The following is an 18,159-nucleotide window of genomic DNA, read 5'->3' as shown; positions in this document are numbered from 1 at the left end:
AACAGCCCTCGGCTTACCAGCCGCGCTGGGCTAGGCGATGCGGCTCCGGGACCTGCTCGACGTTGATTCCGACCATCGCCTCACCCAGGCCGCGAGAGACCTTCGCCAGCACGTCCGGGTCGTCGTAGAAGGTGGTGGCCTTGACGATCGCGGCGGCGCGCTGCGCGGGGTCGCCCGACTTGAAGATGCCCGAGCCGACGAACACGCCCTCGGCGCCGAGCTGCATCATCATCGCCGCGTCGGCCGGGGTCGCGATCCCGCCGGCCGTGAACAGGGTGACCGGGAGCTTGCCGGCCCGGGCCACTTCCACGACAAGCTCGTAGGGCGCTTGCAATTCCTTTGCCGCAACGAATAATTCGTCTTGCGCCAAGGACGTCAGGCGGCGGATCTCACCGCCGATGGCGCGCATGTGGGTGGTCGCGTTGGACACGTCACCGGTGCCGGCCTCACCCTTGGACCGGATCATGGCCGCGCCCTCGTTGATGCGTCGCAGCGCCTCACCGAGATTGGTCGCCCCGCACACGAAAGGCACGGTGAACTTCCACTTGTCGATGTGGTGGGTGTAGTCGGCGGGTGTGAGGACCTCGGATTCGTCGACGTAGTCCACACCCAGGCTCTGCAGAATCTGCGCCTCGACGAAATGCCCGATGCGCGCCTTGGCCATCACCGGGATCGTGACCGCGGAGATGATGCCCTCGATCATGTCGGGGTCGCTCATCCGGGACACGCCGCCCTGGGCGCGGATGTCGGCGGGTACTCGCTCCAGCGCCATGACCGCGACGGCGCCGGCGCCCTCCGCGATTCGGGCCTGCTCCGGGGTGACGACGTCCATGATGACGCCGCCCTTGAGCATCTCGGCCATACCGCGCTTGACGCGCGCCGTTCCGGTCTGGTTGGCCTGGCTCGACTGTGCGCCGCTGTCCACTAGCCCCTTCTCTCCTCGAACCATCGCGCTTCCACTCTAGTGGTGAGCGACAACCGGGTTTTCCCGCCGTTTGTGATGCAAGTTCGACGTCTGTAAAACAGGTGGGTGCGGCGACCGCCACATTGTGCTAAATATTGCGACAGCTATTTGCGCAGGCCGTAGCAGCTGGTGCGAATCAAAGGGACGGGATCCCTGGTCACACCGGTCGTAGCGGTTGGCCGAGAAGAGGTCCCGGATGTTGCCGGATTTCGTGCTGTTGCCACCGGAGATCAATTCCGCGCGCATCTATGCCGGACCGCGCTCGGGAACGATCTGGGCAGCGGCGGCGGCCTGGGACGCGTTGGCCGCTCAGCTGGCGTCGACGGCCAGTTCCTTCCAGACGACGGTGTCGACGCTGACCGGTGGGGCGTGGCAGGGGCCGGCATCGATGACGATGGCCACGGCGGCAGCCCCCTACGTGCAATGGCTGACCGGCACGTCTGCCAAGGCGGAACTGCTGGCCACCCAGGCCCGGCTGTCGGCGGGCGCATTCGAAACGGCGTTCACCGCCACCGTGCCCCCCGAGGTCGTCGCGGCCAACCGCGCCCTGCTGATGATGCTGATCGCGACCAACATCCTGGGTCAGAACACCGCGGCGATCGCCGCGACCGAGGCCGAGTACACCGAGTTCTGGGCCCAGGACGTGGCGGCCATGACGGGCTACGACGCCAGCACCACGGCCGCCGAGGCAGGCTGGACACCCTTCGCCGATCCGCCGCTGACCCTGACCAGCCTGCCCACCCCGACCTTCACCTCATTCGCCGAGCAGCTGATCAACTCGGTGGTCAACTCGTTCGCACAGCAGTTGATGAACCCGATGTCGCAGATGCAGATGCTCTCGACGCCCGCCCAGTTCGCGATGCAGCCCCTGCAAATGGCAATGGGTCAGCTGATGTCCGGCGCCAATCCACTGATGAGCGCGGCCGCCGGCGTCCCCGCGCTCGATCCGGTGCTGGCGTCGGCGGCCAGTCCGGCGGTGGGGGGAACTGGTGCGGCGCAACTCACCAGCATGGTCTCCGCGAGCGCGGGCCGAGCCGCCACGATCGGGCCGTTGTCGGTACCGGCGACCTGGGCCAATGCCACGCCCGCGGCACCCCCCCTCCCCGCGACGGCCGGGGTGGCCGGGGTGGGCACCGCGCCGGTGACCCCGATATCGGCGAGCGTGGGCACCACGCCGTCGCTGCCCTCGATGAATGTGCCCGGGCGATTGATGAGTGCCGTCACTCCAGCGGTCGCCGCGTCGCGCCAGGCGCCACGCCCGGTGCTGGACTAGCCAGGGGCGGGCCCGATGTCATTCGTGATCACCGACCCCGACGCGATGGCAACGGCGGCCGACGAGTTGCAGGGAATCGGCGCGGAACTGGAAGCGACCAACGCATCCGTGGCGGCCCCGACGGCGGGAGTGCTTGCGCCGGGCACGGATTCGGTATCGGTGCGCACCGCCGCTTTCCTGGACGCGCAGGCCGCGCAATATCAGGCGCTCAGTGCGCAGGCGGAGCTGTTCCACACTCAGTTCGTGCAGACCCTGATCACCGCGAAGAACGCCTACGCCGAAACCGAGGCGGCCAACGCTGCCGCCATGCAGCCGGCGTCGCAGCAGAAAATCGCGCTGATCATGGGCGGCACCGGGAACCCGACGCCGGACCTCCACTACATGACGTCCATCGAGCAGACGTATCTGGCCCAGAATTATTCCGGGTACACCCTGGTGAGTCTGCATACACCGGAACAGTTTTGGCCGGTGACCGGCATCAATGACACAACCTTCGGCAGGTCCGTCTACAGCGGTTTTGCGACCTTGAACAGTGCGATCCTGACGCAAACCAGCCAGGGCAATAAGGTTGTCGTGGTTGGCTATTCGCAGAGTGCCACAATCGCCAGCCTGGAAATGCGCTATCTGCAGACACTTCCGGCGGCGTTGCGGCCCGATTCAAACCTGCTGAACTTCGTGCTGCTGGCCGACCCGAACAATCCGATGGGCGGCGTTCTGACGCACTGGATTCCGGGCTTCGGTACATTCAACTGGCCCACGCCGCTGACGACGTCCTATGCGACGTCGATTTTCACACTGCAATACGACGCGATCGCCAACTTCCCGGCGCACCCGTTGTGGCTGCCGTCGGACATCAACGCACTGTTCGGCTTCCTGAATCTGCACTCCACGGTGCCCTACCTGCCCGCGGCACAGGTCGCCAACGCCATTCAAAGCCAGATCGGCAACCTGAGCTTCTACTTCATGCCGACCACGCAGTTGCCGCTGCTCGATCCGTTGCGGATGTTCGTTCCGATCCTCGGAAATCCGTTGGCGGACTTGCTCCAACCGTTCCTCAAGCCGATCGTCGACCTGGGCTACGCGCCCGGGTTGCTGCCGGCTCTCAACCCGCTCAGTGTCGCCGGTTACGTTGGCCAGGGCGCGACGGCCGGCATCACGAACCCGTTGCTTACCGCCCTACCGCCGCTGGCCTCCAATGCCATCGCGAGCGGGTTCTAGCTCAGCGGATCGACTGCATCTGGGGCAATCGGCCCGGCTTATCGTTGTCGGCCAACGCAATTGCCTCGGCAAGCAGTTCGGCCAACTGCCGCGGGTACACGGTCTGACCCGCGGCGACCAGTTCGGCGATGTCGTTGGCGTCGCACCAGCGGTGGCAATGGATGTAGCGGCGTTCCAGCTCGGTCCGTCCCGTGCACACCGGCTCGAAGCGTCGAGCGCGGCGCACGAAAAAGAACTCCTCGCTGTCGATCAGCGCGCCGTTGAACTCGAAGACCTCGTCGCGCCGCCAGATCGGTCCGACCATCTCGGCCGCTTCGAGGAGTAGACCGGTCTCTTCGGCCAACTCTCGCGCGGCGGCCTCGGCCAGCCGTTCGCCCGGGCGCACCTCGCCGCCCACCGTGAACCACCACCGCGGCGCCGATTCCTCGATCGCCGGGTCCGAACCGCACAGCAACAGCACCGCGCCGGTCTCATCGAGTAACACCACCCGCGCCGAGGTCCGGTGTTTGGGCGCCCCGGGCGGGGTGTACGCCAACGCGTGTGGTCGCTCGACGATCTCGAAATAGCTTGGCAGCGCGGCAGTTCCACCGAGCCGAAGGGCACGAACCGGGCCCCGCGCCCCCAGCGCCAGGGTGTCGCGGACCGCGTCGTTGTGGAAGCGGCGGGCCAGCAGCACCCGGGCTTCGGCGTCGGCCAACTCGGCGATCAGGCCGGCCGGCAGCGCCGCGGGATCGACCATCGCCAGTGCCGCCGACAATTCGTTTTCGGCGTTCTCCCGCGATTGCCGGGGTGCGCGTTCGGCGGCGTCGGCCAACGCGGCCAGCCGCCGGCCTTCAGGGCTGTTCGAGGAGCCGCCGTAGGCGTCGATCGCGACGGCGCGCGCGACCACCGCGCGCCGCGCCAGCGCGCTGTCGAGAGCATGCCAGGACAGGTCGTAGCGGATGTTCAGCCGGTTCAGTCGCTGTGCTGTCTGGATCGCCCAGACGCCGATCACCGCCAGTATGGCGAGCAGCACGACCAGCAGGGCGATGACGACGAGCGGCCAGGCCATCAGCCCGCCACCCGAACCTTGATGCCCGAGCCCGCGACCGTCTCGTACACCCGCATGATCTGGCTGGCCACCACCGACCAGTCGTAGCGGGCAACCACTTCGCACGCCGCAGCCACGTAACGCTCACGCAGCGCGTCGTTTTCGAGCATCTCGATCAGCCCGTCGGCCAGGCCGGCGGCGTCGCCGACCGGCACCAGCCGCCCGGCGTCACCGTCGTGCAGCACGCGCCGGAAGGCATCCAGGTCGCTGGCCACCACCGGTGTGCCCGCGGCCATCGCCTCCACCAAGACGATGCCGAAACTCTCGCCGCCGATGTTGGGCGCGCAGTAGACGTCCGCACTGCGCATCGCCGAAGCCTTGCCGGCGTCGTCGACCTGACCGAGAAAACGGAGGTAGCGTGCCAAACCGCCTGCCTCCGCACGCAATTCGTCCTCGTCACCATGGCCGACGACCAACACCTGCAGATCGCCGAAGCGTTCCACCACCCGCGGCAACGCCTCGAGCAGCACCTCCATGCCCTTGCGCGGCTCGTCGAAGCGGCCCAAGAACAACACCGTCTTGCCCGGCCGCGGGTACCCGTCCAGCCGCGGCGCCGAGGCGAGCGAGGCGACGTCGACCCCGTTGGGGATCTCCACCGCATCCGACCCGAGCGCCTCCATCTGCCAGCGCCGGGCCAGGTCGGACACCGCGATGCGGCCGACGATCTTCTCGTGCAGGGGCCGCAGCAGGCCCTGAACCACCGACAGCGTCAGCGACTTGGTGGTCGAGGTGTGAAACGTGGCCACGATCGGGCCCTCGGCGATCCGCAGCGCCCACATCGACACGCTGGGGGCATTCGGTTCGTGCAGATGCAGTACGTCGAAGTCACCCTCGGTCAGCCAGCGCCGGACCCGGCCGTGGACAGCGGGGCTGAACTGCAGCCGCGCCACCGAACCGTTGTAGGGAATCGGGATGGCCTTCCCGGCCGACACGACGTATTCGGGCAGGCTCACGTGTGGCGACGCGGGAGCCAGCACGCTGACGTCGTGGCCCCGGTCGCGCAGCACCTTGGCCAGCTGCAGGACGTGCGATTGCACCCCGCCCGGCACGTCGAACGAATAGGGACAGACCATCCCGATACGCATCAGGCTTCCTTCAGCCGGGCACGTCTGTCGTCGGAGAGATCGGCCAGCCACTGCGGCTGCAGCATGTGCCAGTCCTCGGGGTGGGCGGCAATGTTGACGGTGAATCGATCGGCCAGCGCCTGGGTGATGGCCCGGACATCCCCGCTGGAGCAGTCCAGTGGCGGAAATATCTCGACGGGCCAGGCGTCGGGCTCATTCCAGCAGTGTGCCGGGCACAGCGCCGCGCCGGTTTCGACCGCGAGCTTCGCCGGTCCGGCCGGCATCCGGGTGGGCTCGCCGAAGAAGTCGACCTCGACACCGGAGCGGGTGAGATCGCGCTCGGCCATCAGGCACACCACCCGGTTGGCCCGCAGCCGCTCGCACAACACGTCGAAGGCCGGACGGTCGCCGCCGGACAGCGGAAGTACTTCGAAGCCAAGGCTTTCCCGGTAGGCGATGAAACGCCGGTACAGCGACTCGGGTTTGAGTCGCTCGGCGACCGTGGTGAAGGTGCCGCGCGTCTGCGCCAGCCACAGCCCGGCCATGTCCCAGTTGCCGCTGTGCGGCAGCGCGAGCACCACACCCCTACCGGCCGCCAGGGCCGCGTCGATATGGTCGGCTCCCACGAACGTCTCATCGACCCGGCGGGCCAGCGCACGGTAGTCCATCGACGGCAGCCGGAAAGCCTCGCGCCAGTAGCGCCCGTAGGACGCCAGCGAAGCCCGCATCAAGCTGTCCGGTACCTGGGCCGGCGGCACGCCGACGACCCGGGCCAGGTTCTTGCGCAGCTGGTCGGGACCGCCGTTGCGGGCGGCGTAGCGCGCTCCGGTGTCGAATATATTGCGCGCGGCGAACTCTGGGACCGCCCGCACCGCCATCCAGCCGGTGGCGTACGCCCAGTCGCTCGCCGTCCTGGTCAACAGGTCGCGCGGCGCCGTGAGCGCTTTCAAGCCGGACGGAGTGGAGATCACGGCGCGCTCGTCTCGTCGCTGCCCGGATTGCGCGGCAAGGGTTCCGCGGCGCCGGGCGAGGTCCGCACCGCGTGTAAGCGTTGCACGCAGGTGACCACGCTGGCCGCTGCCAGCACCCACATCGCCACGGGTAGCGCCGGCGGCCAGGCGACGAACGGAAAGTCCGCCACACCCGCGCCCGCCAGCGCGATGATCAGCCGTTCCGGGCGTTCGATCAGACCACCGTCGCCGCGCAGTCCGCTGGCCTCGGCCCGGGCCTTGATGTAGGAGATCACCTGGGACATGACCAGGCAGATCAACGTCGCCGCCGCCAGCGGTTTGTCATGCAGCCCAAAGACAATCCACCACAGCAGCCCGCTGAACACCGCGCCATCGCTGACGCGGTCGCACGACGCGTCCAGCGCCGCGCCGAATCGGGTACCGCCGCCGCGCTCGCGGGCCATCGCACCGTCGGCCATGTCGAAGAGCGCGGCGAACCAGACCACGCAGGCGCCGGCGAACAGCTTGCCCATCGGGAACAACGTCAGCGCCCCCACCACGGCCACGACGGTGCCCAAGATCGTGACGGCGTCCGGCGTCAGGCCCACCCGCAGCAGCGCCCTGGCCGTCGGGGTGGTAAGCCGGGCGAACGCGGCCCGGGACAGGAAGGGCGCCTTACTCATTGGCGCCACTCTTCCCGCGAGCGGGAGGTTCCTTCACACTCATCGCTTGTTTAGCCCACTCCGTCGCCAGCAGCTGACGCGTCTCGCGCAGCAATTGCGGGATCACCTTCGCGCCGCCAACGATCGTGATGAAGTTCGCGTCGCCGCCCCAGCGCGGCACCACGTGCACGTGCAGGTGTTCGGCCAGCGACCCGCCCGCCGACGTTCCCAGGTTCAGGCCGACGTTGAAGCCGTGCGGCCGCGACACGTTCTTGATCACCCGAATCGCCTTCTGGATGAAGGCCATCAGCTCCGCGCTCTCGGCGTCGGTGAGGTCCTCGATTTCGGACAGTTTCCGGTAGGGCACCACCATCAGGTGCCCGGGGTTGTACGGGTAGAGGTTGAGCACGGCATACACGAGTTCGCCGCGCGCGACCACCAGACCCTCCTCGTCGGGCAGTTGCGGAATGTCGGTGAACGGCTCATCGGGCTTGCCCGCAGAGTTGGGGTCGCGCTTGGCCGGCGCCTCGGCCAGGTACGTCATCCGGTACGGCGTCCACAATCGCTGCAGGTGGTCACGCTCACCGACACCCCTGTCGAGAATGGCGTCCTCGCCGCGATCGGCGCTGTCCTGCTCACTCACCGCCGGCTACCTTCACCAGTTCTTGTGTGGGAGCGGCATTCTCGCGGTCGGCGATCCACTTCACGATGGTATCGATCGCGGCGTCGACAGGCACGCCGTTGATCTGGGTACGGTCGCCGAAGCGAAAGCTGACCGCCCGGCCCTCGACGTCGCGGTCACCGGCCAGCAACATGAACGGGACGCGCTGATTGGTGTGGTTGACGATCTTCTTGGCCATCCGGTCGTCGCTGGTGTCCACCTCGACCCGGACCCCTCGCGACCTCAGTTGCGCGGCAACATCTTTCAGGTAACCGGCGTGTTCGTCGGCGACCGGAATGCCGACTACCTGAATCGGTGCCAGCCACGCCGGGAAGGCCCCGGCATAGTGCTCGGTCAGAATGCCGAAGAACCGCTCGATGGACCCGAACAGCGCCCGGTGGATGAGCACCGGGCGCTGTCGCGAACCGTCGGATGCGGTGTATTCCAGCTCGAATCGGTCCGGCATGTTGAAGTCGAGCTGGATCGTCGACATCTGCCAGCTGCGGCCCAACGCGTCCTTGACCTGCACGGAGATCTTCGGCCCGTAGAACGCCGCGCCACCGGGGTCGGGAACGAAATGCAACCCGGAGGCCACGGCCACTTCTCGCAGGACCTCGGTGGCCTCGTCCCACATCTCGTCAGAGCCGGAGTACTTCTCCGGGTCCTTGGTGGACAGCTCCAGGTAGAAGTCGTCGAGCCCGTAGTCGGCCAACAAGTCGAGCACGAAGCGCAACAGCGAGCTCAGCTCGTCGCGCATCTGCTCTCGCGTGCAGTAGATGTGCGCATCGTCCTGAGTCATGCCACGCACCCGGGTCAGCCCGTGCACCACGCCGGACTTCTCGTAGCGGTACACGCTGCCGAACTCGAAGAGCCGCAACGGAAGCTCGCGGTACGAGCGGCCGCGGGACCGATAGATCAGGTGGTGCATCGGGCAGTTCATCGGTTTGAGGTAGTAGTCCTGCCCGGGTTTACGTACCGTCCCGTCCGCGTTGAACTCCGCGTCCAGGTGCATCGGCGGGTACATGCCCTCGGCGTACCACTCGAGGTGGCCCGAGGTGATGTACAGCTGCTCCTTGGTGATGTGCGGGGTATTGACGAACTCGTAGCCGGCCTCGATGTGCTTGCGCCTCGAGTACTCCTCCAGCTCGCGGCGGATTATGCCGCCCTTGGGGTGGAAAACCGCCAGGCCGGAACCGATTTCGTCGGGGAAGCTGAACAGGTCGAGCTCGACGCCCAGCTTGCGGTGGTCGCGCCGCTGCGCCTCCTCGATCAGCTCCAGGTGCTTGTCGAGCGCCTCCTGCGATTCCCAGGCGGTGCCGTAGATGCGCTGCAGGCTGGCGTTGCTCTGGTCGCCGCGCCAGTAGGCGGCCGAGCTGCGGGTGAGCTTGAACGCCGGGATGTGCTTGGTGGTCGGGATGTGCGGGCCGCGGCACAAATCACCCCAGACCCGTTCGCGGGTACGGGGATTGAGATTGTCGTAGGCGGTGAGTTCGTCGCCACCGACCTCCATGACGTCGGGGTCACCCGACTTGTCATCGACGAGCTCGAGCTTGTAGGGCTCGTCGGCCAGTTCCTCGCGCGCCGCGTCCTTGGATTCGTAGACCCGCCGGTCGAACAGCTGGCCCTCCTTGACGATCTGGCGCATCCGCTTTTCCAGTTTTTCCAGGTCTTCGGGGGTGAACGGCTCCGCCACGTCGAAGTCGTAGTAGAAGCCGTCCGCGATGGGCGGCCCGATCCCCAGTTTGGCCTGCGGGAACAGGCTCTGGACGGCCTGGGCCAGCACGTGTGCGGCCGAGTGCCGGATGACGCTGCGGCCCTCGTTGGTGTTGGCCGCGACCGGGACCACCTCGGCGTCGGCCTCGGGCACCCAACTCAGGTCGCGCAGCTTGCCGCCGGCGTCGCGCACCACCACGATCGCGTCGGGCGTGCCCCGGCGCGGCAACCCCGCCTCCCCAACCGCGGCGGCCGCCGTGGTCCCGGCAGGAACCCGGATCGGGGCTGCTGGGACGGACTGTGCGGGGGCGCTCATCTGCGGTGGTCTCCAAGGTTTCTGCGGGAATCGATCGGTGATTAATTCAGGGCCATGCTATCGGGGCGCGCACCAAGGAGCCCACGCCGTTGACACCGTCAGGGCTGGCCCGGCTTGAGTTTCACGAACAACGCCTCGGCCTCGGCCAGCAACGTGTCACCGTCGGTCAACTTGCCCGACACAAAGATTTTGCGGCCGTCCACCTTGTCGATGCCGGCGTCGAACTGCAGCTCCTTTTCGATCGGCACGATGTTGCGGTAGTCGATCTTCAGGTAAGCGGTGCGCTGACGCGGGCTGCCGGTGAGCACCGACGTCGTCAGGCCCAGCACGCTGTCGAACAGCATGCCCAGCGATCCGCCATGCACCGCGCCGTTGCGGCCCAGGTGGAATCGCGCGAAACGCGCCCAGCCCGCCATCCGGCCATCCTCGGTCTTGTGCGCTCCGATCGGCACGGTCAGGATGTTGCCGCGCAGCGGCAGGTCCATCCGGCGGCCCGACGGCGACGCCCACTCGTCGGCGTCGTACGGGCTCAGCAGCGCGGACAGCTTCTCCAGCGTGTCGGCGGCCTCGGTGATGATCTCGTCGGGCGCATCGACGGCACGGGCGTGATCTTGCAGCCTGCGCACCGCGTCGATGAACCGGCCGTAGTCGGGACCGCCCTTGGTCGTGGGTTCGGGTGGGTTGAATCCCCCGCCGGGGTGTTTCTGATGCTCGCCGGCCATCAGAACACCGTATTGGGTGGCCGGTTACCGCGCTCCGGCAGCCGCCATGGTCTCGAACTCCTCGTCGGACAGCGTGATCTCGGCGGCGGCCACGTTCTCCTCCAGGTGCGCCACCTTCGACGTGCCCGGGATCGGCAACATCACCGGCGAGCGCTTCAGCAACCACGCCAGGGCCAGCTGCGACGGCGACGCGTGGTGGTCGGCGGCGATGCGCTGCAGCGGGCCGTCGGCGGCGGCCAGCGGCCCGGCCGCCAGCGGGAAGTACGGGATGAAGCCGACACCCTGTTCGGTCGCGACGTCGAGCAGCGGTTCGGCCCTGCGGACCGTCAGGTTGTACATGTTCTGCACCGACACGATCGGGGTGATCGTCTGCGCCTCGTTGAGCTGGTCGACGTTGACCTCGGACAGCCCGATGTGGCGGATCTTGCCCTCGTTCTTCAGCTTGGCCAGCTCGCCCACCTGGTCGGCGAGCGGCCACTTGGGATCGACGCGGTGCAGCTGCAAAAGGTCGATCGTCTCCACGCCCAGGCGGCGCAGGCTCATCTCGACCTCCTGCCGCAGGTAGGCCGGGAAGCCCATCTCGATCCAGACATCCGGACCGGTCCGCAAAAACCCGGCCTTGGTGGCGATCACGATGCCGTCGTAGGGGTAGAGCGCCTCGCGGATGATCTCCTCGGAGATGTAGGGGCCGTAGGAATCTGCGGTGTCGATCAGGTTCACGCCGAGTTCGACGGCGCGGCGCAACACCCGGACGCATTCGTCGCGATCAGCCGGTGGGCCCCAGACGCCCTTACCGACGATGCGCATCGCCCCGAACCCGAGGCGGTTGACGGTCAAATCGCCGCCGAGGGTGAACGTTCCGGACGCTTCGGCAACAGTTTTGGAGTTTTGTGCGGTCACGTTTACGACCGTACGCTCGGGGGGGTGGACCTAGCAGCGCTCGAGGGACTTCCGCTGAGTTACGCCGAGGTGGGTGCGACCGCCGCGGGCAAACTGCCCGCCGGATACGGCCACCTGTTCGTCACGAAGCAGATCGGGACGGGCCAACAGCGGTTCGACCGGGCGGCCGAGGCCGTGATGCGCTGGGGCATGCAACGCGGCGCCGGGCTGCGGGTCCAGGCCAGCTCCGAGGTGGCCGCCGTCGACACGGTGGTGCTGGTGCGAATGGGTTTTCTGCCCGCACCGTGCCGGGTCATCTACGTGATCGACGAGCCCGACTTCCGGGGTTTCGCCTACGGCACGCTGGAAGGCCATCCCGAATCCGGGGAGGAACGCTTCGTCGTGCACCGGGACCCGGCCACCGACGCGGTCTTCGCCGAGGTGTCGGCGTTCTCCCGGCCCGCGAAGTGGTATAGCAAGCTCGGTGGCCCGGTGGTGTCGCTGGGCCAGCGCATCATCGCCAGGCGCTACCTGCGCGGGGTGTGACGGCTAGCCTCCCCAGCACGCCAACAAGCGCTGCGCGCCCGAACACATCGCGTCGATGACCTCGGCCACCGACGCGTCGTCGCGGATCATGCCGACGCCCTGACCGGCGTCGACCGGGGCGATCCGGCGGTCGTCGGCGTCGATCGCGGCGGCCAGCTCGTCGCAGGCCGGCGCATCGAGCGTGTCTTCCTTGCCCGTGTAGCGCGCGACGAACTCATTGCGCAACACCCGTGACGGGAACCGCGCCGGCCACGGCAGACCCTTGGCGACGTCGAAGGCCCGGGTGACCGCGGTGTCGGTCGACCGGGCCGCGATCAGGGCCTGGCGGCTGCCGTCGCCGGTCAGCGCCTCCGGACAGGCCGCCAGACGAGTGCCCACCCAGGCGCCGCTGGCCCCTGCGGCCAGCACCGCGGCCAGGCTGCGCGCCGAGGCGATACCGCCGCCCGCGAGCACGGGCACCGCCACGGCGTCCAGCACGTCGTCGAGCAGTGGCAGCGTGCCGAGCTTGGTGTCGCCGTGCCCGCCGCCCTCGGCACCGCGCGCGACCAGAATGTCGACGCCCGCGTCGACCGCCTGACGCGCTCCCAGAGCGTCATAAACCTGTGTGACGGTGCGGATTCCGGCGGCGTGCGCCTTGCCGACCCACGACCAGTCGGTACCGAAACTGACCGACAGCAGCACGGGCCGGGCGGCCAGGGCATCGTCGAGCAGCCCCGCCTCGGTGCGCATCACCCAGTCCACCAGGCCGATTCCGAAGGTGCCGTCGACGTGTTGCAGTTGGGCAGCCAGCAGCTCCCTGGTCGCGACACTGCCCATGCCGACCATGCCCAGTCCGCCGGCGGCGCTGACCGCGGCGGCCAGCCGGCCACCCGCGACGCCGCCCATCGGGGCGTTGACGATGGGCACCCGCAGCCCGAGCTCGGATGACCAGGGCGTGGCTAGCATCGCCACTAGTGCGACTGCGAGGGGATGCTCTTCAGCACGGTCAGCATGATCACCGAATCCGCGACCGCGTGCAGGGCATGGCGCTGCCGAGGAACCGCGACATGGTCGCCGGTCTTACCGTCCCAGGAGTCGCCGTCGGTCGTCAGGCGCACGTGACCCTGCAGCACCTGCAGCGTCGCCTCGCCGGAGCTGTCGTGTTCGGACAGGTCGTGGTCGGCGAGCAGGGCCAGCACGGTCTGCCGGAGTTCGTGGTCATGGCCGCCGTGGATGGTGTGTGCGGCTCGTCCGCTGTTCGTCTGTCGGGCTTCGGCCAGCTTTTCGGCGGCCAGGCTGGTCAGCGAGATTGATTCCATTGATACGTCCCCTCGTGCGGCGGTGGGCTGACGATCGACCTTCAGGTATCAAGCGGTCACTAGCAGTATCCCCGCCACGATCAACGCCACGGCCTTGACCACCTCCAAACCAACATAGGCGTAGTGAGCGCGCGAGCGGGGTGCGTCCAGCCCGGCCAGCACCTGGTCGGAGCGGCGGGTCAGTCGGGGACGCACCGCGATCAACTGAATCGCCAGCGCCGCGAACGCGACAGCGAACGCGATGCCGATCCGCATCGGCATCGGGCCGTCCACCAAGACCGCCAGGATGATGATCGCGAACCCGACCTCGACGGTGTTGAGCGCGCGGAAGACCAGGCGCCCGATGCCCAGCCCGATCTGCAACGTGACGTTGGGCGCCCGGAATTTCAGCGGTGCTTCCAGGAACGAGATGGCCAGCACCATGCCCAGCCAGACGAAGGTGACCGCGACGGCGACCGCCATTTCGGTGTTCACTCTCAGGCCTCCTGCAACTCGAGGTGTGCGACACACAGATCGGGTTCGACGAACGCTTCGAGACGATCGACGGCAACCGGGGCCCCCCAGGTTTCCAGCGCCCCTTGCATGAGCCCAAGGTGCACGGGACAGACCACGGCCGTTCGGCTTTCGGCGAGCTCCAGGAACGGGCAGTGCCGCAGGCCGACCTGGTGCGCGCCGTCGGAGCTGCGGCGCTCGGGCGCGAAGCCGAGCTCGTCGAGCACGTCGACCAGGTGGCCGATGGCCTTCTCCTGACTCTGCGCATCTCCCCTCGCCGAATCCAGCTGCCGCCCCCACGCCCGCCCGGCGGCCAGCGCCTTGGCGGCGGGATCCTTCTCGGCCGCGAACGCCATCGTCAGGATTTCGGCGAGCAGCCGATAGTGCCGTATCCCGCCGCGATCCATCTGCCGGACCGCCCGGAACATCAGCGGCGGACGCCCCGGGCCCTTGCGGCCCGGCTCCACCTGTTCCACCTGCTCGTCACCGATCAGGCTGTCGAGGTGGAAGCGAACGGTGTTGGGATGCACGCCCAGCACCTCGGCGATCGCGACGATGGTCATCGGCGCCCGGGACGTTCGCAATATCCGCAGCACCTCCCGGCGGCGCCCGGCGGACTCCCCCGCTGACGTGCCGATGCTTCTCACGCTCCCCGGTCCAGCACATCGATGCGGGGCTTTCCGTTAACGTACGTCACGCGATGGAGTTTACACAACCACTATTGTGAAAACTAGAAGAATCGGGGAAAAGCCATGGCGCCCATGGGTGCTCGCGATCGTCGCGCGTAAGCCGGGGTGACGCGCGAGAGCGGTCAGTAGCGGGCTTGGCTGTGCGGGATGCCCGACGACGACGTCTCGACGCGGTGTTTGATGCCGAGCAACAATCCCCGGGTGCTAAAGGCTATTACCGGCCTGGCCAGTTCCATGGCGAACACGGCACCCGGTCGGCGCAGTGCGATCCTGACGCGGGTAAGGAGTCGCACCCGGTCCTCCCAGTGCGGCTGAACGTGGAACGACCAGACCACATCCGAGGCCGGCTTCGATGTCGTGGCATGGAGCACCAGACACTTTTCGGGCACGATCTCAGTGACGCTGAACGTCACCCCGTCGGGCTGGCCCAGCCAGCCTTCGGGAGCCAGGCGGACGGTATCCCCCACCGCGAGTTGTTGCCATTCCGGGTGCACTCGATCGGTGTGGTGGTAACCAAGACCGATTGCGTTCATCGCGCCCTCGCAGCCGTAGAAGCCGGCGCGGTCCTGGCCGATCTGCAGCAGCCATGGCCAGACCGCTGCCGTGGGGGCGTCGATGTAGATCGCTTCGGTTGACTGGACGGCGGGATCGGCCACCAATTTGTCGCCGGGCAACACCATCCGGCATTCCGATTTGGTGGTGCCCCAATTGCGGTAATAACGTCGGGCGCCGTACAACAACGTAAGCAGCGCCGCTGTCTTGGTGATCGGTCCGATCAGGTGCGTCATGCCGTTCCCACCGATCTTGCGCGAATGGTTCGCCGTACTAGTCGATCTGACCACGTGTGATCGCGCGCCGGTAGGGACCGAAGTCCCCTTTGCTCGGCATCAGCGCACGCCTGCGGCGGATTCGAGTTCGGCCAGGCACTGCTCCGTCAGCGGTATCAGCGTGTCGATATCCGGCACGACGTCACGACCAGCCGCATAGCCGAATCCGATGCGGTCGGCGTACGAGCAGGTCGTGACGTTGAGTGCCATCCCGTCGTAAACGGTCGACACCGGATAGATCTGCTCGACATGCGCACCGTTCCAATACATCTCGACCCGAGGACCCGGCACGTGCGATATCGGGATGTTGAACCCTGTCCGCATCTTCGGCGTGAAAGGCAGCAGCGGAGAAACGACGGTGGCGGCGATGCTCGCCGCATTCGTCAGAAGCGACGCCGCCGATCCCCGTTTCGCGACCCAGTGTTTGCCTTCCGACATCGACCGGTGAATCAGTTGCAATCGCGCGATCGGGTCATCCAGATTTGTGCCCAACGGGCACAACCAAAGCCCAAACATGTTGCCGTGCTGGTCAATTGACGGATCAACGCTGCGATCGCGCACGGTGATCGGGCAGACGCCAACCAACGACTGTTTGGGTAGTTCACCGCGGTCCCCCAGCCAGAGCCGCACCACTGCGGCCACTATTGCGGTTACCACGTCGTTGGCACTGACACCGGCTGTCTCTTGCACCGCCTGGATACGATCCTTGGCCCAGCTGCCCGCGCAGACCGCCCGCTCGGTCCCCAGCCGGCCGTTGAACCGGGTGTAGGGCGCTCCGAAGGGCCACCCGGTCGTGTAACCGATCAGACCGTCCATCAGCGTCGATAGCTCTCCCGTGACGACTCGCTCGATCAGACCGACGCCCGACGCCGTGGTGTCGAGCAGCGCCCGTACCGGCGCAGTCAGACGAGACACCAATCCCGGCGAAGCGGAGGGCGACACGGATCCGTCGCGGTGATCCGCATAGAAGGGCGGCATCAACCGACGCGTCGGGTCACTGCTCAATGCGTCGGCGATCATCCGAAGACCGGCCACACCGTCGATCAGGGTGTGATGCACCTTGATGTAGAACGCGAATCGACGATCCTCGAGACCGTCGATCAGATAGGACATCCACATCGGACGGGACCGGTCGAGGCGTTGCGCGTCCAGCTCGCCGATCAGCCGCCAGAAGGCGTCGTAGCCGCCAGAGACGGTGCGGCGCAAACAGTGTCGACTCACATCAGGTCGCTCGCTGTCCCGCCACACCCAGATGCCGGCGGTGTCGATACCACGATGCGGATATCTGCAAAGCCGGGGATCTATCGATCCGTTTGCGGCCAGTGTCTCCCGATGCAGTTCGTCGACGTAGGCCGGGCCGGCATCCTCGGGCGGCGACAGGATCAGCACGGCGCCGGCATGCATCGGGCTCGACACCAACTCAGCGGCCATCATCGCCGCGTCCAGTGGATCCAGCGGATGCATGTTAACCTCCGCGACTAGGCAGGAAGGTCACGCTGCGTAGCAGTCCCGTCCAGCAGACCGGACTGCCGCAATGCTTCCCACACAAACCGCTGCACGGGCTGTGAGCGGAAGAATCCGGTGTGACCACCGCGGTACCAGACGATCTCCGGTTTACCCCAGTGCTGCCAGAGGCGGGTCACCTGCTTGCGGGGATGCACCACACGGTCGGCGATGCCGGCGTAGATGAAGCGGCCCCTCATGGGCACCAGCGGAGTCAGCGACAACGGCGAGACCATACGGCCGATCGGTTCGGCCAACTCCATCGTCTGCCGGCGCGGGTCGTCGTGACCCAGACCCGAATGGCGCCACAGCAATTCGACCAGGTCTGCCACGGGCACACCTAGGATCGCGCAGGTGAGGCCCTTGTCGAGGCTGGCGACCAGCGACGCGATGTAGCCGCCGAGGGACAGGCTGTTCAACCCGATCAGCGATTCGGGCTCCTGCAAGCGAATCCAGGACAACAGCCGCCGGATATCCCACACCGCCTGAGCTGTCGCGTGCACGTCGTCGAGCACATCCTCCCCGGGAAACACCGCCCCCTTGGGCAAACCGTGCGATCGGGGCCCATGCATCGGGAGAACCGGCATCACAACGTTGAGTCCGAGTTCATCGTGCAGTTTCCATGCCCGAAAGAGAGCGAGATCCAATGCAGCACGTCCCATTTCGGTTCCGTGGATGCACACGAGCCAAGGGCGTGGCTCCGGATGGCGTAGCAGTAGCGCGTACTCGCGATTGTTCGCGGTGTAGCTCATCCATCGTTGCGCCCCCGGTTCACCGGGGTGCGGTGCGTACCCACTGTCGAAGAAGATGCGCTGGAATGAGCGCCTGCGCCCTCTGACCTTTCGGATCTCGACGTCGGAAAGCACCGGCGGCGCGCCGAAGAAGCCCCTGGGCTTTTCCAGCCATCCCCTGTCCCCGTAGAACTGGACCCCGTCAATCACCTCGCGGGTGATGCGCTCGAACACCTCGGGCTGACTGACCGGGCGGCGCGCCTTCAGGCCCACCAAGACGACCTCGTCGCGAAAGGCTTGTGCCGCCAACGCGATAGTTGGCCGTGCGATCGGGAGTTCGTCCGACGCACCACCAAGGTAGTCGCGCCAGGACCGGGTGACGTACTGGCCGGTATGCACGAAGGGGGTAATGGCCTCACCCAAGGCGCCACCGGGCGCGCTTCGATGAGAAGCGGCCCGCTGTTGTGGGTCGTCGCCGGTGGGCGTTGCCATGACCGCACGCTAACACCGTCCCGGGTCGGCCCGTTAGGGACCTAGGGCCCGTCGCGCATCGCGAAAGTC

General features: G+C 67.2%; 19 protein-coding genes. 3 read left to right on the top strand and 16 right to left on the bottom strand.

Annotation, left to right across the window (positions count from 1 at the left end):
- Window positions 1–13 precede the first annotated feature (13 nt).
- Entirely contained in the window at window positions 14–925 is a 912-nt protein-coding gene (pdxS, locus tag SKC41_RS25290) for a pyridoxal 5'-phosphate synthase lyase subunit PdxS (RefSeq protein ID WP_442931787.1), read from the bottom strand.
- Window positions 926–1,160: 235 nt separating this feature from the next.
- On the opposite strand from pdxS, the gene SKC41_RS25285 reads away from it, so the two are divergent.
- On the top strand, window positions 1,161–2,237 hold the full coding sequence (locus SKC41_RS25285; RefSeq protein WP_330980422.1) for a PPE family protein: 1,077 nt from the start codon (window positions 1,161–1,163) through the stop codon (window positions 2,235–2,237).
- 15 nt (window positions 2,238–2,252) lie between these two features.
- Window positions 2,253–3,455: a PE-PPE domain-containing protein gene (locus SKC41_RS25280; RefSeq protein WP_330980421.1), complete on the top strand. Its 1,203-nt coding sequence runs from the start codon at window positions 2,253–2,255 to the stop codon at window positions 3,453–3,455.
- 1 nt (window position 3,456) lies between these two features.
- Here SKC41_RS25280 and SKC41_RS25275 read toward each other — a convergent pair whose 3' ends face one another.
- The 8 genes from SKC41_RS25275 to SKC41_RS25240 form a co-directional block, all read right to left on the bottom strand.
- Window positions 3,457–4,506 carry an NUDIX hydrolase gene (locus SKC41_RS25275; RefSeq protein ID WP_330980420.1) on the bottom strand — a complete coding sequence of 350 codons (1,050 nt, stop codon included), beginning with the start codon at window positions 4,504–4,506 and terminating at the stop codon, window positions 3,457–3,459.
- A complete protein-coding gene (locus tag SKC41_RS25270; protein ID WP_330980419.1) occupies window positions 4,506–5,630 on the bottom strand; it encodes a glycosyltransferase family 4 protein in 1,125 nt (374 codons plus the stop codon). The genes SKC41_RS25275 and SKC41_RS25270 overlap by 1 nt, the downstream gene beginning before the upstream one ends.
- Window positions 5,630–6,580, bottom strand: coding sequence for a phosphatidylinositol mannoside acyltransferase (locus SKC41_RS25265; protein WP_330980418.1), 951 nt, complete (start codon window positions 6,578–6,580; stop codon window positions 5,630–5,632). Before SKC41_RS25265 ends, SKC41_RS25270 begins: the two co-directional genes overlap by 1 nt.
- Window positions 6,577–7,242, bottom strand: a complete 666-nt coding sequence (pgsA, locus tag SKC41_RS25260; RefSeq protein ID WP_330980417.1) for a phosphatidylinositol phosphate synthase — start codon at window positions 7,240–7,242, stop codon at window positions 6,577–6,579. Before pgsA ends, SKC41_RS25265 begins: the two co-directional genes overlap by 4 nt.
- A complete protein-coding gene (locus SKC41_RS25255) occupies window positions 7,235–7,864 on the bottom strand; it encodes an HIT family protein (RefSeq protein ID WP_330980416.1) in 630 nt (209 codons plus the stop codon). Before SKC41_RS25255 ends, pgsA begins: the two co-directional genes overlap by 8 nt.
- Window positions 7,857–9,911: a threonine--tRNA ligase gene (gene thrS / locus SKC41_RS25250; protein ID WP_330980415.1), complete on the bottom strand. Its 2,055-nt coding sequence runs from the start codon at window positions 9,909–9,911 to the stop codon at window positions 7,857–7,859. Before thrS ends, SKC41_RS25255 begins: the two co-directional genes overlap by 8 nt.
- A gap of 98 nt (window positions 9,912–10,009) precedes the next feature.
- Window positions 10,010–10,636 (bottom strand): PaaI family thioesterase, encoded by a 627-nt coding sequence (locus SKC41_RS25245; RefSeq protein ID WP_330980609.1) that lies wholly within the window; start codon window positions 10,634–10,636, stop codon window positions 10,010–10,012.
- Between the two features lie 21 nt (window positions 10,637–10,657).
- Entirely contained in the window at window positions 10,658–11,533 is an 876-nt protein-coding gene (locus SKC41_RS25240) for an aldo/keto reductase (RefSeq protein ID WP_330980414.1), read from the bottom strand.
- A gap of 24 nt (window positions 11,534–11,557) precedes the next feature.
- Here SKC41_RS25240 and SKC41_RS25235 point away from each other — a divergent pair, with 24 nt between their 5' ends.
- Window positions 11,558–12,058: a DUF1990 family protein gene (locus SKC41_RS25235; protein ID WP_330980413.1), complete on the top strand. Its 501-nt coding sequence runs from the start codon at window positions 11,558–11,560 to the stop codon at window positions 12,056–12,058.
- Between the two features lie 3 nt (window positions 12,059–12,061).
- Here SKC41_RS25235 and SKC41_RS25230 read toward each other — a convergent pair whose 3' ends face one another.
- The 7 genes from SKC41_RS25230 to SKC41_RS25200 all read right to left on the bottom strand — a co-directional run bounded on the left by SKC41_RS25230 (window position 12,062) and on the right by SKC41_RS25200 (window position 18,090).
- Window positions 12,062–13,003 carry an NAD(P)H-dependent flavin oxidoreductase gene (locus tag SKC41_RS25230; protein ID WP_330980412.1) on the bottom strand — a complete coding sequence of 314 codons (942 nt, stop codon included), beginning with the start codon at window positions 13,001–13,003 and terminating at the stop codon, window positions 12,062–12,064.
- A gap of 5 nt (window positions 13,004–13,008) precedes the next feature.
- Complete coding sequence (locus tag SKC41_RS25225; RefSeq protein ID WP_330980411.1) at window positions 13,009–13,356, bottom strand: cupin domain-containing protein; 348 nt, start codon at window positions 13,354–13,356, stop codon at window positions 13,009–13,011.
- 48 nt (window positions 13,357–13,404) lie between these two features.
- Window positions 13,405–13,818, bottom strand: a complete 414-nt coding sequence (locus SKC41_RS25220) for a hypothetical protein (RefSeq protein ID WP_442931802.1) — start codon at window positions 13,816–13,818, stop codon at window positions 13,405–13,407.
- A 14-nt stretch (window positions 13,819–13,832) separates the two neighbouring features.
- A complete protein-coding gene (locus SKC41_RS25215) occupies window positions 13,833–14,495 on the bottom strand; it encodes a helix-turn-helix transcriptional regulator (protein ID WP_330980409.1) in 663 nt (220 codons plus the stop codon).
- Window positions 14,496–14,659: 164 nt separating this feature from the next.
- Window positions 14,660–15,325: an SRPBCC family protein gene (locus SKC41_RS25210; RefSeq protein ID WP_330980408.1), complete on the bottom strand. Its 666-nt coding sequence runs from the start codon at window positions 15,323–15,325 to the stop codon at window positions 14,660–14,662.
- A gap of 99 nt (window positions 15,326–15,424) precedes the next feature.
- Complete coding sequence (locus tag SKC41_RS25205; RefSeq protein ID WP_330980407.1) at window positions 15,425–16,828, bottom strand: wax ester/triacylglycerol synthase family O-acyltransferase; 1,404 nt, start codon at window positions 16,826–16,828, stop codon at window positions 15,425–15,427.
- Between the two features lie 14 nt (window positions 16,829–16,842).
- Window positions 16,843–18,090 (bottom strand): alpha/beta hydrolase family protein, encoded by a 1,248-nt coding sequence (locus SKC41_RS25200; protein WP_330980406.1) that lies wholly within the window; start codon window positions 18,088–18,090, stop codon window positions 16,843–16,845.
- Window positions 18,091–18,159: the final 69 nt, after the last annotated feature.

The organism is Mycobacterium sp. 050128, assembly GCF_036409155.1.
Lineage (GTDB): Bacteria > Actinomycetota > Actinomycetes > Mycobacteriales > Mycobacteriaceae > Mycobacterium.
The sequence above is the reverse complement of the archived record's forward strand: the minus strand, read 5'-3'. Positions and strand labels throughout refer to the sequence as shown.